General features: G+C 65.1%; 13 protein-coding genes. 10 read left to right on the forward strand and 3 right to left on the reverse strand.

All coding sequences use genetic code 11. The annotated features are described in order from the left end of the window. Positions 1 to 24: 24 nt before the first annotated feature. Both xerD and queG read right to left on the reverse strand, forming a co-directional pair. Complete coding sequence (gene xerD, locus PCA31118_RS10860) at positions 25 to 975, reverse strand: site-specific tyrosine recombinase XerD (RefSeq protein WP_150625263.1); 951 nt, start codon at positions 973 to 975, stop codon at positions 25 to 27. After that, a complete protein-coding gene (gene queG / locus PCA31118_RS10865) occupies positions 924 to 2,219 on the reverse strand; it encodes a tRNA epoxyqueuosine(34) reductase QueG (protein ID WP_150625264.1) in 1,296 nt (431 codons plus the stop codon). The genes xerD and queG overlap by 52 nt, the downstream gene beginning before the upstream one ends. Before the next feature lie 8 nt (positions 2,220 to 2,227). On the opposite strand from queG, the gene tsaE reads away from it, so the two are divergent. Together tsaE and PCA31118_RS10875 are read left to right on the forward strand one after the other, a co-directional pair. Continuing rightward, entirely contained in the window at positions 2,228 to 2,761 is a 534-nt protein-coding gene (gene tsaE, locus PCA31118_RS10870; RefSeq protein WP_150625265.1) for a tRNA (adenosine(37)-N6)-threonylcarbamoyltransferase complex ATPase subunit type 1 TsaE, read from the forward strand. Continuing rightward, positions 2,755 to 4,257, forward strand: coding sequence for an N-acetylmuramoyl-L-alanine amidase (locus PCA31118_RS10875; RefSeq protein ID WP_174990429.1), 1,503 nt, complete (start codon positions 2,755 to 2,757; stop codon positions 4,255 to 4,257). Before tsaE ends, PCA31118_RS10875 begins: the two co-directional genes overlap by 7 nt. Positions 4,258 to 4,408: 151 nt before the next feature. On the opposite strand, the gene PCA31118_RS10880 is transcribed toward PCA31118_RS10875, so the two are convergent. Next, complete coding sequence (locus tag PCA31118_RS10880; RefSeq protein ID WP_044456863.1) at positions 4,409 to 5,080, reverse strand: VTT domain-containing protein; 672 nt, start codon at positions 5,078 to 5,080, stop codon at positions 4,409 to 4,411. Between the two features lie 437 nt (positions 5,081 to 5,517). Here PCA31118_RS10880 and mutL point away from each other — a divergent pair, with 437 nt between their 5' ends. From mutL to PCA31118_RS10920, 8 genes are all read left to right on the forward strand, one after another. Next, on the forward strand, positions 5,518 to 7,515 hold the full coding sequence (gene mutL, locus PCA31118_RS10885; RefSeq protein ID WP_150625650.1) for a DNA mismatch repair endonuclease MutL: 1,998 nt from the start codon (positions 5,518 to 5,520) through the stop codon (positions 7,513 to 7,515). A 7-nt stretch (positions 7,516 to 7,522) separates the two neighbouring features. Next, positions 7,523 to 8,470, forward strand: coding sequence for a tRNA (adenosine(37)-N6)-dimethylallyltransferase MiaA (gene miaA / locus PCA31118_RS10890; RefSeq protein WP_150625267.1), 948 nt, complete (start codon positions 7,523 to 7,525; stop codon positions 8,468 to 8,470). 205 nt (positions 8,471 to 8,675) lie between these two features. Then, positions 8,676 to 9,506 (forward strand): ABC transporter permease, encoded by an 831-nt coding sequence (locus PCA31118_RS10895; protein ID WP_425495356.1) that lies wholly within the window; start codon positions 8,676 to 8,678, stop codon positions 9,504 to 9,506. A 1-nt stretch (position 9,507) separates the two neighbouring features. Beyond that, complete coding sequence (locus PCA31118_RS10900; protein WP_150625269.1) at positions 9,508 to 10,560, forward strand: ABC transporter ATP-binding protein; 1,053 nt, start codon at positions 9,508 to 9,510, stop codon at positions 10,558 to 10,560. Between the two features lie 157 nt (positions 10,561 to 10,717). Continuing rightward, on the forward strand, positions 10,718 to 11,782 hold the full coding sequence (locus PCA31118_RS10905) for an extracellular solute-binding protein (protein ID WP_150625270.1): 1,065 nt from the start codon (positions 10,718 to 10,720) through the stop codon (positions 11,780 to 11,782). A 35-nt stretch (positions 11,783 to 11,817) separates the two neighbouring features. After that, positions 11,818 to 12,741: an ABC transporter permease gene (locus tag PCA31118_RS10910; protein WP_246190182.1), complete on the forward strand. Its 924-nt coding sequence runs from the start codon at positions 11,818 to 11,820 to the stop codon at positions 12,739 to 12,741. Between the two features lie 94 nt (positions 12,742 to 12,835). Then, positions 12,836 to 14,035 (forward strand): M24 family metallopeptidase, encoded by a 1,200-nt coding sequence (locus tag PCA31118_RS10915; protein WP_150625271.1) that lies wholly within the window; start codon positions 12,836 to 12,838, stop codon positions 14,033 to 14,035. Between the two features lie 23 nt (positions 14,036 to 14,058). Next, positions 14,059 to 15,300: a metal-dependent hydrolase family protein gene (locus PCA31118_RS10920; protein WP_044456867.1), complete on the forward strand. Its 1,242-nt coding sequence runs from the start codon at positions 14,059 to 14,061 to the stop codon at positions 15,298 to 15,300. Positions 15,301 to 15,354 lie beyond the last annotated feature (54 nt).

Raw genomic sequence — 15,354 nt, forward strand, 5'->3', positions numbered from 1 at the left:
CGCGCAACGTCCGCCGAGATCGTCTTAGCCGCGCGGGTGATGCTGCGCATGCAGCGACTTGAGTCGCTCACGCGCGACGTGCGTATAAATCTGCGTGGTGGAGATGTCGGCATGTCCGAGGAGTAGTTGCACCACACGCAGGTCCGCGCCGTGATTGATCAGATGCGTGGCGAACGCGTGCCGCAACGTATGCGGAGAGAGGGGAGCGCGAATATCGGCCTGTAACGCGTAGCGCTTGATGAGATACCAGAACGCCTGCCGCGTCATGCCTTCGCCGCGCTGCGTGACGAAGAGCGTGTCGCACGCGCGGCCGCCCAGCAGCACGCGACGACTCTCGTCGAGATAGCGGGCGAGCCAGCCGTTCGCCTCCTCGCCGAAGGGCACGAGACGCTCCTTCGCCCCCTTGCCGAAGATGCGCAGCACGCCCTCGTTCAGCCCCACTTCGATGGTCTTGAGCGCAACCAGCTCCGACACGCGCAGCCCGCTCGCGTACATCAATTCGAGCATGGCACGGTCGCGCAGCCCCAGCGGTTGGGCGACATCGGGCGCCGCGAGCAACGCCTCGACCTGCGCTTCCGACAAGGTCGAGGGCAGACGCTGTGCGCGCTTGGCCGACGCAATGCGCAGACATGGGTCCTGCTGCACGATGTGCTCGCGCAGCGCCCATTGGTAGAAACGTTTGAAGACGGACAGACGCCGGTTCACACTGCTCGCCAGACTCTCCCGGCGCCATGCGAGATACGCCGAGAGCGCCGCCTCGTCGACGGCATCGAGCGCCATGTCCTGCGACTCGGCAAGCCAATCGGCGAACAGACGCAAGTCCCGACGGTAGGCGTCGAGCGTATTTCGCGACAGACCGTCTTCGAGCCAGAGGGTGTCGCAGAACTGATCGATGAGCGTGGCGCTGCGTTCGCTGGATTGAGTCAAACCTGAGTTCCTTTCTGTCCGGGCGCGCCTTCCTGCGCAAGCGCCCATGCCACGTGTTCGCGCACCAGCGCCGACGCATGGTCGCGGCGCGCGAGCAATGCGTCTCGCATCGGCTTGCGCGCCTGCGCATCGGCCACCTCGCGCAACGCGTTGCCGAGTCCGACTGCCAGATTGCGCAGCCATCGTTCATGACCGATGCGGCGAATCGGACTGCCTTCGAGCCGCGTCATGAATTCGCTTTCGCTCCAGGCGAACAGTTCGACCAGCGACGCGCTGTCGAGCCTGTTTCGGGGCGCGAAATCGGCCAGCGGCGACGCTTGCGCAAACTTGTTCCACGGGCAGTAGAGCTGGCAGTCGTCGCAGCCATAGATTCGGTTGCCCATCTTCGCTCGAAGCGGTTCGGGAATCGCGCCCTTGTGCTCGATCGTCAGATACGACACGCACAGGCGCGCATCGACGCGAAACGGTTCGGTGATCGCACCGGTCGGGCACACGTCCAGGCAGCGTCGGCACTGTCCGCAGTGCTCCCCGCGCGCCATGGCAGTTTTCTCATGATCGCCGTGATCGTGGTGATCGGCATGATCGTGGTGATCGTCAAGGTCGACCGGAAGCGGCACATCGACGAAAATCTCGCCCAGGAAGAAGAGCGACCCCGCCTCGCGCGAGAGCAGCAGGGTATGTTTGCCCCGCCAGCCCAGCCCCGCCTTCTGCGCAAGTTCGACTTCGAGCACTGGCGCCGAGTCGGTGAATACGCGATAACCGAAAGGACCGATGGCGTTCGCAATGCGATCGGCCAACTGCTGCAAGCGGTTGCGCATGACCTTGTGATAATCGCGACCCCGGGCATAGATCGACACGATGGCCTCGGCCGGTTGCGCGGCGCGAGCGGCTTCATGCGCCCGCCACTGCGCCAGGTCGACATCGCTGGGGAGGTAGTTCATGCGTGCGCTGATGACGCGCACCGTGCCCGGCACCAGTTCGGCGGGCCGCGCGCGCTTCATGCCGTGGGCCGCCATGTAGTCCATGTCGCCGTGACATCCGTCGTCGAGCCACTGCTGCAAGCCCGCTTCGGCGTGCGAGAGATCGGTGTCCGTGATGCCCACGTGGCCGAAGCCGAGTTCGGTCGCCCATCCACGAATCTGCACGGCAAGCGTCGCCAGCGCCTCGGGATCGAGGGCAGATGGCGTCGCTTTGTCGCGCGAGGACGACACTTCCGGGGTCTCCGGGGGTGTCGATGGCTCGACTTGTGCGGCGGTAGCGGGGAAAATCACGGAAGCTTTCATCGACTCCATTTTACGCAATGCCCGCCATGCCCGACTCTTCGGCGCCACCCTTGCTGGGTGAGCGCATCTTCGCGCTGCCGGACGAAGCCGCCACCGAGGCCTTCGCCGCGGCGTTCGCGCGTGTCATCGTGGCGCGCATGGCGCACACCGATGCCGCGCACGCGGGGCTGCATGTGCAACTCTCGGGCGACCTCGGGGCCGGCAAAACCACCTTCGTGCGAGCGCTGTTGCGCGCGCTGGGCCACACGGGCCGCGTCAAAAGCCCGACCTACGCGCTGTGCGAACCATACAACATTGACACACCGCACGGCGTGTTGCCGGTCTATCATTTCGATCTGTACCGCTTTGCCGATCCGGCCGAATGGCACGACACGGGCTTTCGCGAGCACTTTGCGGGCGATGCCCTGTGCCTGGTCGAGTGGCCGGAAAAGGCCGAAGGGCTCCTCGGCACCCCCGATTTGCGCCTTTGGCTGGAACCTGTTGGCGATAGCCGCCGTCTCACGACGAGCGCCTACACGCCGGCCGGTCTTGCTTGCCTGAACTCATGCTGATCAAACGCTTCGCCCGTACCGACGACGCCTCATCGCCCAATGCCGGCCGCCGCCGCGCCTTGCGCGCCGGCGCATCGACACTCGCTTCGACACTGATTCTCGCCGTCACCGGCCCCCGTCTCGCTTTCGCCAACGCCATCGTTGCCGTGCGTGTCTGGCCGGCCAGGGATTACACACGTGTCACGCTCGAGACCGACAATCCGGTCAAGTTCCAGCAGCAGTTGATGGAAAGTCCGAACCGCTTCGTCATCGATCTCGACGAAGTGGACCTGAATCCTGCGCTGCGCGATCTCGTTGCGAAAATTCAACCGAACGACCCGCAGATCGCGCAGGTGCGCGTGGGACAGTTCAAACCCGGCGTCGTGCGCATGGTTTTCGACCTCAAGGCCGGGGTGAAACCGCAGTCGTTCACGCTGCCGCCGGTGGCGGGCTACAAGTACCGCACGGTGTTCGATCTGTATCCGGCCGTTGAGCCCGATCCGCTCATGGAGTTGCTCGCGCAGACCGCGAACAAGGCCCAGGCGCTCGCGCAAAACTCTCAGTCGTCGCAGTCGTTGCATCCGCCCCAACCGTCGGCCGGTGCCAGCACGCCCAGCACGGAGGAGAGCGAAGCTTTCTTCCAGAAGTACGCACAGCGCGACCAGGCCGGACGTCCGCCTCGCCCGGGCCCCACGCCGTCGACACCCGCACCGGACAAAACACCGCCGCTGGCCCAGCGTAATGACAAGGAGAACAAGGACGACACTGACGACTACGTGCCGCCCGCACGCGCGCAGAAGACCGCCCGCCTGCTCACCATCGCGCTAGACCCGGGCCACGGCGGGGAAGACCCCGGCGCGATCGGCGGGCGCGGCACTTACGAGAAAGTCGTTGTGTTGCAGATCGCCAAGCGCCTGCGTCAGAAGATCGATGCCGAACCGAACATGCGCGCCATGATGACGCGCGACGCCGACTTCTTCGTGCCGCTCGGCGTACGTGTGCAAAAGGCACGGCGCGTCGACGCCGACCTGTTCATGTCGATCCACGCCGACGCCTTTACTTCGCCCTCGGCAAACGGGGCGTCCGTGTTCGCGCTATCCGAGCGCGGGGCAACGAGCGCCACGGCGCGACTTCTCGAGAAGACGCAGAACGCCTCCGATCTGATCGGCGGCGTCAACATCAAGACCAACGACCGGACCGTCGCCCACGCGCTGCTCGACATGTCGACGACCGCGCAGATCCGCGACAGCAAGGTGTTCGGCACCGCGCTGCTCACGCAGATCGGCACAGTAGCGCCGCGCCTTCACAGCAAGAACGTCGAACAGGCGTCGTTCGCCGTGCTCAAGGCGCCTGACATCCCGTCGGTGCTGGTCGAGACCGCCTTCATCAGTAACCCGGACGAAGAACGCAATCTGATCGATCCGGCGTATCAGGACCGTTTGGCCGACGCGCTGCTCAAGGGCATCAAGGCCTACTTCGCCAAGAACCCGCCCATCGCGAAGAACCGCACGGCCTGACGTGGCGCGTTGCGTCATCTTCGCGCGCTACATACCGGTAACAACGTCCGAAGTCAGTCGCAAATGAAAAATGGCGCGCCCGAATCGAATCGGGACGCGCCATTTTTCATGGCCCCGGCGGAGGTGATCCGTCGAGGCCTGCCGAACGGATTTACTTGCCCTGCCCTTGCGGTTCGCCACGGCGACGACCGCGCGTGAACAGCTTCCACAATGCGCCCAGCGCGATGGGCACCACGGCAGCCGAAATACCCACCAGCACGATGATGTTCAGATATTGCTTGACCAGCGGCAGGTTGCCGAACAGGTAGCCGCCGCCCACGAGCAATACGACCCAGATCAGCGCGCCCAGCACGTTGTAGAGCTGGAAGCGCGTCCACGACATGGCCGAGACGCCGGCGACGAACGGTGCGAACGTGCGCACGACCGGCACGAAACGCGCCATGACGATGGTCTTGCCACCGTGATGCTCGTAGAAGTCGTGGGTCTTGCGCAGGGCGTCGCGATCGAGGAAACGCCAGTTCTTCTCGTACACGCGCGGCCCGATCTTAGAGCCGATCCAGTAATTGAGCGTGTTGCCCGTCACCGCCGCGATAAAGAGCAGCACGCCGAGCAGCCACGGATCCATGGCGCCGGTGGCGGCAAACGCGCCGCCGATGAACAGCAGGGAATCGCCCGGAAGGAACGGGAAAAGCACCAGCCCTGTTTCCACGAAAACGATCATGAACAGGAACAGATACACCCAGTTTCCGTACTGATCGATGAACACCCCCAGATGTTTATCGATGTGGAGCACCATCTCCAGCAATTGCACCAAAGTATCCAAGTCGATTCCTCAAGATAAAGGACGCTGGCCCGTCCCTGCGGGCGCGCGACGAGTCGCATCATACCAGCGCGACTGTCGTGCGTCGTTAAGTCTGCGTGACGGTAACACCCGTGGCCGGGAATGGCCGGGCGCGTCCCAAATCGTCACTTTTTTCCGGTCCGGACTCACCGTGAGCTTCCCACACCGGAATTAGTTGCCAATTAAAGGCCCATGGACGGGCAACCGGCGAGCAATGGGCAGGCAATGGACAGGGTGGCTATTTAACAAGCATGACGCGCCGAAACGGCGCTCAGCCTATGTCTTTGAGGGCACCCTTTATAATGGTTCCCATGTCCGCCACCCCGACCTCCGCCCCCCATGCGCAAGACCCGGCCATCGCCTCCGTCGATGTGCCCGGCAACGCGCCCTCCGAAGCCGCCGAGCGCCGCCCCGGCCCAATGCCGGCGGGCCTCGCGCCCGCGCGCGCCATCCGTGTCCTGCCCGACCAGCTGATCAGTCAGATCGCCGCCGGCGAGGTGGTCGAACGCCCCGCCTCGGTGGTCAAGGAACTGCTGGAAAATGCTCTGGACGCCGGTGCCCGCGCGCTTCAGATCAAGCTCGAAGAGGGCGGCGTGCGCCGTATCGCCATTACCGACGACGGCGGCGGCATGTCCGCCGACCAACTGCCGCTGGCGCTCACGCGCCACGCCACGAGCAAGATCCGCACGCTCGACGAGCTGGAGTCGGTCCTCACGCTCGGATTCCGGGGTGAAGCGCTGGCGTCCATCGCCTCCGTTGCACAGCTCACGCTTTCCAGCCGTCAGATCGACGCCCCGCATGCCACCGCCATCGACGGCAACACCGGTGCACTGACCCCGGCCGCCGGCCCGGTGGGCACGACCGTCGACGTGCGCGACCTGTATTTCAATACCCCCGCGCGACGCAAATTCCTGAAGACCGAGCAAACCGAGTTCGGTCATTGCATGGACGTCATTCGCCGCAGCGCACTGGCGCGCCCGGATGTCGGTTTCTCGATCCTGCACAACAACCGTGCCGTGGAGCACTGGAACGCCTCGGACGCCGCCACCCGTGTCGCGCGCGTGCTGGGCAACGATTTCGCCGACGCCCATCTGGCGCTAGACGAAGGCGCGGCCGAGTTGCGTCTTTCGGGCTTCGTCGGCCTGCCGACCGCGAGCCGTGGCCGCGCCGACCAGCAATATTTCTTCGTGAACGGTCGTTTCGTGCGCGACAAGCTGCTCACGCACGCCGTGCGCGCCGCATATGAAGACGTGCTGCACGGCGACCGCTATCCGGCGTACGTGTTGTATTTCGAATTGCCGCCACAGTTGGTGGACGTGAACGTTCACCCGTCGAAGATCGAAGTGCGCTTTCGCGACGCCCGCAGCGTCCACCAGTTCGTGTTCCACGCCGTGCAGCGCGCGCTCGCGCGGGCGGCAGGCAGCGGCGGCGCAACGCACGCCGCGCACCTGACCGAACGTGGCGGACTCGCCGCCGGTCCGGGGGGGATGGGAACAACAGGGACGATGGGGACGACCGGCGCGGCGGGCGGCTTCGGCGGCGCACGTCCCTCGGGTGGCTTCGGCACACCGGGCGGCAGTAGCTGGAATTCGCGTGCGCAGCAAGGCGCGTTGCCCATGGCGCAACCGCTGTCGGTCTACGACAATCTGTTCGGGCGCGCGGCCCCGCCGGCGGCCCGGCCGTACGGGCAGCCCGGCGTCACCGACGTGCCGTCTCCGGCTTACGGTAACCATGGCACCAACGGTGAGACGCCGGGCAGCGGTCTGGCCGACGCCTTCGCCGCCAACGTCAATGCCAACAACGCTAACGGCGCGGCCGATGCCATGTCGCTCGAACAACCGCTGGGCTTCGCCCTCGGTCAGTTGCACGGCATTTACATCCTTGCCCAGAACGCCTACGGCCTCGTACTCGTCGACATGCACGCGGCGCACGAGCGCATTCTCTACGAACGCTTCAAGCAGGCGCTGGTCGAGCGCAGCGTGCCCGTCCAGCCGTTGCTCATTCCGGTCACGTTCTTCGCCGACCCGGTCGAGATCGGCACGACCGAAGAACATCAGGAAACGTTGACGGCGCTGGGCTTCGATCTGGCCGCGATGTCCCCCACCACGCTCGCCGTGCGCGCGATTCCCGCCTTGCTCGACGGGGCCGATGCGCAAGCGCTGGCGCGCGCCGTGCTGGCCGATCTGCGTCAATACGGCGGCTCGCGCGTGCTCACGGAGCGTCAGCACGAATTGCTCGGCACGCTCGCCTGCCATACCGCAGTGCGCGCGAACCGGCGTCTGACGCACGAGGAGATGAACGCCCTGTTGCGCCAGATGGAAGCCACCGAGCGAGCCGATCAGTGCAATCACGGACGTCCCACCTGGTACCAACTGACCCTTGGCGACCTCGACAAATTGTTCATGCGCGGACGTTGAGCAGTTCATGAAGGCAAATTCCCCGATCGTCTGTCTGCTGGGCCCGACAGCCTCCGGCAAGACCGCCGCTGCCCTGGCGCTCGCGCACGACACCCCGCTGGAGATCATCAGCGTCGATTCCGCGCTCGTGTATCGCGAAATGGATATCGGCACGGCCAAGCCCAGCGCCGAAGAACTCGCCGCCGTGCCGCACCACCTGATCGACATCATCGATCCGCGCGACGCCTATTCCGCCGCGCAATTTCGCGAAGACACGCTGCGCCTCGTCGACGAGATCGCGGCACGCGGGCGCCGTGCGCTGCTCGTTGGCGGCACCATGCTGTACTACAAGGCGCTCACGCAAGGCCTCTCGCCACTGCCGTCTGGCGATGCGCACGTGCGCGCCAGACTCGACGAAGACGCGGCGCGCGACGGCTGGCCGGCCATGCACGCGCGACTCGCCGGCGTCGACCCGGTGACGGCCGCGCGCCTCGCGCCGAACGATTCGCAGCGCATTCAACGGGCACTGGAAGTGTTCGAACTCTCCGGCAAACCGATGTCGCAGTGGCTCGCCGAGCAGGCGCAAACACCCGCTACGTCATCGCCGCACACGTTCGTGCCTGTCGCGCTGGAGCCAGGCGACCGCTCGGTGCTGCACGCCCGTATCGCACAGCGATTCCATCAGATGCTCGCCGCAGGCTTCGTCGAGGAAGTGGAGCGTCTGCGCGCCCGCGGCGATCTCGATCCCGGCCTGCCGTCGATGCGCTGCGTCGGGTACCGTCAGGTGTGGGAATACCTCGACGGCGAAACGGACTACGACACCATGCGCGACAAAGGCATCTTCGCCACACGCCAATTGTGCAAACGTCAGCTCACGTGGCTGCGCTCGATGCCCGAGCGCCACGTCGTCGACTGCACGGCCCCGGACGCTCCACAACGCGCGCTGGCCACCGTGCGCGCGCTCTGGCAATCCTGAGCCACCAAGACCCGCCTGAACCCCGCCGCATCCGTTCAAACCCTGACAGCTTTCCGGTTTGCATGTCGATTTTGATATGCTAATTTGCATATCAACGTTTCGATCAATGCAAAATTGCATCGAATCCACGATACCGGGAAGGGTGCCAATGACGCAGACTTCGATGGAGCCGAGTGGGGTGGCAGGTGGGATGCCGGGTAACGCGATGCGGTTACCGACGGGTGGCCCGCGGCGCGTGCCGATTGGCAAATGGCTCGTGCGCACCGGTATCGCGCTGATTTATCTGTTCATGCTCAGCCCGTTGATCTTCGTGGTGTGGCTGAGTTTCTTCAAAGACGCGATCATCACGTTCCCGCCGAGCGGCTACACGCTGTCGTGGTACGTCAACGCCTGGCGCAACGCCGCATTTGCCGACGGATTCCTGCTCTCGCTCCAGCTCGCGGCCTGTGCTGCCATCGGCGGCGTGGTGCTCGGTGTCGCGGCGTCGCTCGCCCTCGCCCGTTACCGCTTTCCGGGCCGGCGCACGCTCGGCAACGTGCTGTTGTTGCCGCTCGTCGTGCCGGGAATCGTTGCTGGCATTGCCACCTATTTGTTCTATCTGCGCGCGGAGAACGCCCTCGACATCGATATCGTCGGCACGTTCGGCGGTCTGGTGATTGCGCACGTCTGCCTGACCATTCCATGGACCATGCGGCTCGTGGGCGCGAGTCTCGCGCAGATCGACGGCACCATCGAAGAGGCTGCGCGCAATCTCGGCGCGGGCCCGTGGCGCACGCTCTGGCGCGTGACCCTGCCGATGCTTCGTCCCGCCATCGTCGCCGCCGTGCTGTTCAGCTTCATCGTGTCGTTCGAGAACCTGGAACTCACGCTGCCGCTGGTGGGACCGGGCAAGACGACCCTGCCCATCGCCATCATGCAGTACCTCGAATTCAATCTCGATCCGACGATTGCCGCGGTCTCCGCCGCGCAGATCGTATTGCTCGGCATCGTCATGCTGATCACCGATCGCTTCGTCAAACTCAGCCAGGTGATCTGACATGGCCAACGTCTCGCTGCGCAACCTGCGCAAGCAATACGGCAACGCCGCCGCCGTGGCGGACTTCTCGCTGGACATTGCAGAAGGCGAGCTCGTCGCCTTTCTCGGGCCCAGCGGCTGCGGCAAGACCACTACGCTGCGCATGGTCGCGGGCTTCGTCGAGCCGAGCGCCGGCGAAATCTGGATCGGTGGCAAGGAAGTCTCGCGCCTGCCGGCGCATCGCCGCAACACCGGCATGGTGTTCCAGCGCTACGCCCTGTTCCCGCACATGACCGTCGCGCAGAACGTGGCGTTCGGGCTGGAGATGCGACGCGTCTCCAACGCCGAGCGCGACACGCGCATTCGTGAAGCGCTCGACATGGTGCGCCTCACCGCGCTTGCCGAGCGCTACCCGCGCCAGCTCTCCGGCGGACAGCAGCAGCGTGTGGCCATTGCACGCGCGCTCGCGATTCGTCCCGACGTCTTCCTGCTCGACGAGCCGCTCTCGAATCTCGACGCAAAACTGCGCACGGAAGTCCGCGAAGAAATCCGCGCGTTGCAGCGCCGCCTGGGACTCACCACGATCTTCGTCACCCATGATCAGGAGGAGGCCCTGGCGATTGCCGACCGACTCGCGGTGATGCACGACGGGTGTGTCCAGCAGATCGGCACCGCCGACGCCCTGTACGAGCGTCCGGCCAATCCGTTCGTGGCCAACTTCCTGGGCAAGATGAATTTCCTCGCCGGACAGATGCAGGACGGACATTTCGTCACCACCCGAGGCGAGCGTCTCGCGCTGGCGGGCGCAACGCCCGACGCGAAGACGCTCGGCATTCGTCCGGAACGTCTGCGTCTGGCCGATGCCGCGACGCCAGGCGAGACGGCGGTGCCTGTCACGGTCGACCAGACGATCTATCTCGGCTCGACGCTGGAGCTTCGCCTCAGGAGCGCACAAGGCGAAATGCTGGTCGCCCACGTGCCGAACACGGCGCGCGACGACGCGCGTCGCTTCTCGCCGGGCAGCGCGCTCAAGGCCTGCTTCGCGAGTCGCGACTGCCTGTTCTTCAACGCGTAAGCACACGCGCCGCCGCTGCATTGCATTCGCTTTGTTCACGCTTCGTTCACGCCTCACTTACACCTCACTTACGCCTCATTTACGCCTCATTTACGCCTCACTCACGCTTCGACCCATGCCTTGGCCATGCCGGGCCAACGTTTAGAAGGATGACGACATGACGCACGCTCTGAACCGCCGCACGTTCCTGAAGACCGCCTCGGGTCTGGTGATTGCCCCAACGCTCGGACTGGACGCCCTCTCGGCCCACGCGGCGGCGGCATGCCCGAACGTGGTCGTCGGCACCTGGGGCGGCGACTATCTGAACCTGCTGGAACAGAACATCGGCAAGCCGATCATCGAGGCCGCCGGCGGCAAGGTCACATATGACTCGGCCGATCAGGTCGGACGCATGACGAAGCTGCGCGCGGAAAAAGCCTCGCGCCGTGGCTCGCTCGACGTGGCCTGCCTTGCCGACCTCGACATGTACGACATCAACCGCTCCGGCATTCTGGAGGCGGTCGACGCCAAGCTGGTGCCGAATCTCGCGAACACGCTCGACGCGCTGCGCCGTCCGTACTCGATTCCGCACATCTTCAGCGCGATGGTGATCGTCTACAACCCCGAGAAGGTCGGCACGAAACCCGATTCGTTTACGGCGGCACTCGATCCGAAGCTCAAAGGCAAGGTTGGCTTCTCCGACATCCTCTACAACTTCAACGTGGTGAGCAGCTCGCTCGCGGCAGGTCACAAGGACGGCGACATGGCCGGTGGCGTGCAATTCCTGCGCGAGCTTCGCAAAACGCAACAGCCCAAGGTGTATCCGTCCAACGAGGCAGTCGCTTCCGCCCTCAAGAGCGGCGACATCTGGTTCACGTGCATGTGGAAGGCGCGCGCCTTGCAGTGGAAGAAGGCCGGTGTGCCCATCGACTACGTGGTGCCCAAGGAAGGCGCCGTGCCGGTCACGTTCGAAGCCGCCGTGCCGAAAAATTCGCAGTCCAAACCGTGCGGCTTCAACTACCTGAACGCCATGCTCGACCCACGTGCGCAGATCGGCTTTGCCGAGACGATGGGCTATGCGCCGACGGTGAAGAACGCCAACCTGCCGCCGTCGTTGCAACAGAGCGTGGGGTTCACGAGTGCGGAACTCGACCGCATGGTCAAGCTCGATTACGCGCGCTTTACTGCGGACAAGCCCGCCCTGCTCGACTTCTGGAACAAGGAATTCAAGGTGGGGCTGTGAACGTCGCAGACACTTCGCCCTCACCGGAGCCCGCGATGCCATCGCATCCGACCGAAACCGCGCCGTCCGGGTCGGCGCAGCGCGCTGCCACCGCCCGCGCGGTGCGCGGTGCGCTCACCGGCGGCTCGCTCGCAGCGCCCGCCACGCTCGTCGTGCTGCTGGTGATCGTGCTGCCGGGATTGCAACTGGTGCGTTACAGCTTCAACCGGTTCGATCCCGTCGACATGATGCAGGCCGCGCTCACCGGCGCGAACTACATCAAGTTCTTCACCGACCCCTACTACCTGTCCGTGTTGTGGACGACGATCAAGGTCGCCTCGCTGTGCACCGTGCTCGCGCTCGTGTTCGGCTTCCCCGTCGCGTACGTGCTCGCTCGCACGCAAAGCCGCTTCAAGAGCCTGCTCGTGATGCTGCTCGTCTTCCCGCTGCTCGTGGGCAATGTCGTGCGCGCCGCCGGCTGGATGGTCATGCTCGGGAATGCGGGCTTCGTCAATTCGATGCTCGTGTCGCTGGGCATCGTGCCCCAGCCGGTGCGTTTGCTCTACACGCCGTTCGCCGTCGTGATCGGCACCACGGCGGTCGTGTTGCCGTACATGATTCTCACGCTGCAAAGCGTGCTCGAAGGCATGGATTTTTCGGTGGAAGAAGCCGCGCGCAACCTCGGCGCGACCTTCCGGCAAACGCTCACACGCGTGATTCTGCCGATGGCCGCCCCCGGCATTGCCGCAGGCACCATGCTCGTGTTCATTCTCTGCATGAACGCGTACGCCACACCCGTGCTGCTGGGCGGCACAGGCATCACGATGATGACGCCCTCGATCTACGACCAGATCGCCAAGGCCAACAACTGGCCGTTCGGCGCCGTACTCTCCATCGTGTCGATGGTCGTGACGTTCGCCCTCGCCATCGCCTCGCACTGGGTCATCCACCGTCGCTACGCGAAGACCATGATGACCTGATGCCCCCGATTTACATCGATTCGCCCCGGTGCGCCGCTTGCGGGCGGCGCGCACTCCGACATTCCGCAATGCGTTTGCCGACAAGGATGCCAGCATGCCGACTCTCTCCGATGCCACACGTCAGTACCGCCGCGCGCTGATGAACGATCTGATGGACCGAACGCGCGTCGACGCGCTCGTATTCACCGCTGCCGACTTCTTCCAGTGGGCCACCAATTTTCACGTCGACGTGCAGACATGGGAGCGCCCCATTGCCGTTTGCGTGCCACGCAACGGCGAGCCGTTCGCGGTGATGAACGAGTTGTCGACGCATCACCTCATGATGGCGCGCGAGCGTCACCACCTCTGGCTCGATCTCGATCGGGTCACGCTGTATGCCGAGCATCCGCGCGTCACGCAACGCCAGCCGTTGCTCGCCGAAGTCCCCGCGCTCATCGCTGACACCTTGCGTGCGGCGGGCCTTGCGGCATCGCGTATCGGTGTCGACGCCGCAGGCGGCCCCCTCGCCCGTGCGAGCGCGCTCCTGCCCGACGCCAAACTCGTGCCGATGCTCTCCGAAATGCGCGGCCTGCGCTGGGTCAAACACGAGGAAGAAATCGCGATCATGCGCGCGGGTGCGGAACTGGCGGACTGGGTTCAGGATCGCTATCGCGAGAACATCCGGCCAGGGCGTCTGGTCCAGGAACTCGATTACGCCATGGCCGCGCTCATGGTCACCGAAGGCGCCAGGCGATTTCCGGGGGAGAACCTCGAAGTCATGCGCTGCTGGACACTCTCCGGCCCCGCGTCGGCGTCGCCGCACGGCGATGGCGCATCGTGCGGGGCGCGCATCAGCAAGGGCGACGGTCTGGTCAACATCGTGATCCCGCGCCTGAACGGCCTCGTCATCGAAAACGAACGCACGTGGTTCTGCGGCAAGCCGTCGAGCGAACAGGCTCGCTTTTACGAAGTGGCCCGCGCAGCCAACGAGGCGGCGGTCAATGCCGCCGTGACCGGCAAACCCGTGTCGGGCATCGACGCGGCCGCACAGGCGGTGATCGAAAAAGCGGGGTGCGGCGAATACATCCGCCATCGCACCGGCCATGGCATGGGGATCATCGGTCACGAATATCCCGACGACATGGCGTTCAACCATCGTCCGTTGCTCGCCAACGAAGTGTATTCGGCCGAGCCGGGCATCTACGTGTACGGCCTGGGCGGCTTCCGGCTCGACGATTCGGTCGTCACGGGCGACACGCCGGTGATGCTCACGAATACACCGCGCACGCTGGCACACGCCACCATCGACGAATAGAACAACATTTCGGAGGAGAAGTCATGGAGTCGATTCTGCTGTCGAACTGCGCATTGCTCGACCCGGTGAAGGGAGAACTGCGCGAAGACCACGCCGTGCTCATCGAAGGCGGCCGCATCAAGGAAGTTTCCGATAAACCGATTCATGCGCCGTCCGCGCGACACATCGACGCCCACGGGCGCACCGTCATGCCCGGTCTCATCGATCTGCACGTGCACGTGCATGCGACGCAACTCAACCTCTCCGCGCAGGCGCATTTGCCGAACGTGCTCGTCACGCTCAAGTCGGTGCCGATTCTGCAAGGCATGCTGCGTCGCGGATTCACGACCGTGCGCGACGCGGGCGGCGCCGGTCATGCGATCAAACACGCCGTGGACAGCGGACTGGCCGAAGGGCCGCGTCTGTTCGTTTCGGGGCGCGCCATCAGCCAGACGGGCGGCCACGGTGACGGCCGTGCCCGCACGGACTACATCGGCACCGACGGGCCATGTCCGTGCTGCGTGCGCGTCGGGGCGCTCTCGCGGGTGGCGGACGGCGTGGACGAAGTACGTCGCGCCGTGCGCGAAGAACTGCAAATGGGCGCGGACCAGATCAAGATCATGGCCTCGGGCGGCGTGGCATCGCCGACCGATCCGGTCGGCGCGTGGGGTTACTCGGAAGACGAGATCCGCGCCATCGTTGCCGAAGCCCGCGCGCGCGGCACCTATGTGCTCGCGCATGCGTACACGGCGGCGGCCATCGAACGGGCCGTGCGTTGCGGCGTTCGCACCATCGAGCACGGCAATCTCGTCGATGCGCCGACCGCACGCTACATGGCCGAACAAGGGGCGTACGCGGTCCCCACGCTCGTGACCTACGATGCGCTTGCCAACGAAGGCAAGTCGCTCGGCCTGCCGGACGACAGCGTCGCCAAGATCGCCGACGTGCATGCCGCCGGTCTGCGCTCGCTGGAAATCTTCCGGGAGGCGGGCGTGAAGATGGGTTACGGCTCGGACCTTCTCGGCGAGTCACAACGCCTGCAGAGCGACGAATTCCGCCTGCGCGCCGAAGTGCTCTCGCCAGCGGAAATCCTGCGCAGCGCCACGGTCGTCGGCGCCGAAGTGCTGGGACAGTCCGGGCAACTGGGCGAAATCGTGCCCGGCGCGCATGCCGACGTGCTGATCGTCGACGGCAATCCGCTCGCCTCGCTCGACTGTCTGCTCGGGCAAGGCGAGCGGATTCCGATGGTGATGAAGGGCGGTAAAATCCACGCTTTCGCGCTGTAAGGCAGGCGCAGCAGGGGCTCCGGCGCGTTGGTGCGCGTTGGTGCGCGTTGGTGC

The sequence above is a fragment of the Pandoraea captiosa genome (assembly GCF_902459775.1).
Lineage (GTDB): Bacteria > Pseudomonadota > Gammaproteobacteria > Burkholderiales > Burkholderiaceae > Pandoraea > Pandoraea captiosa.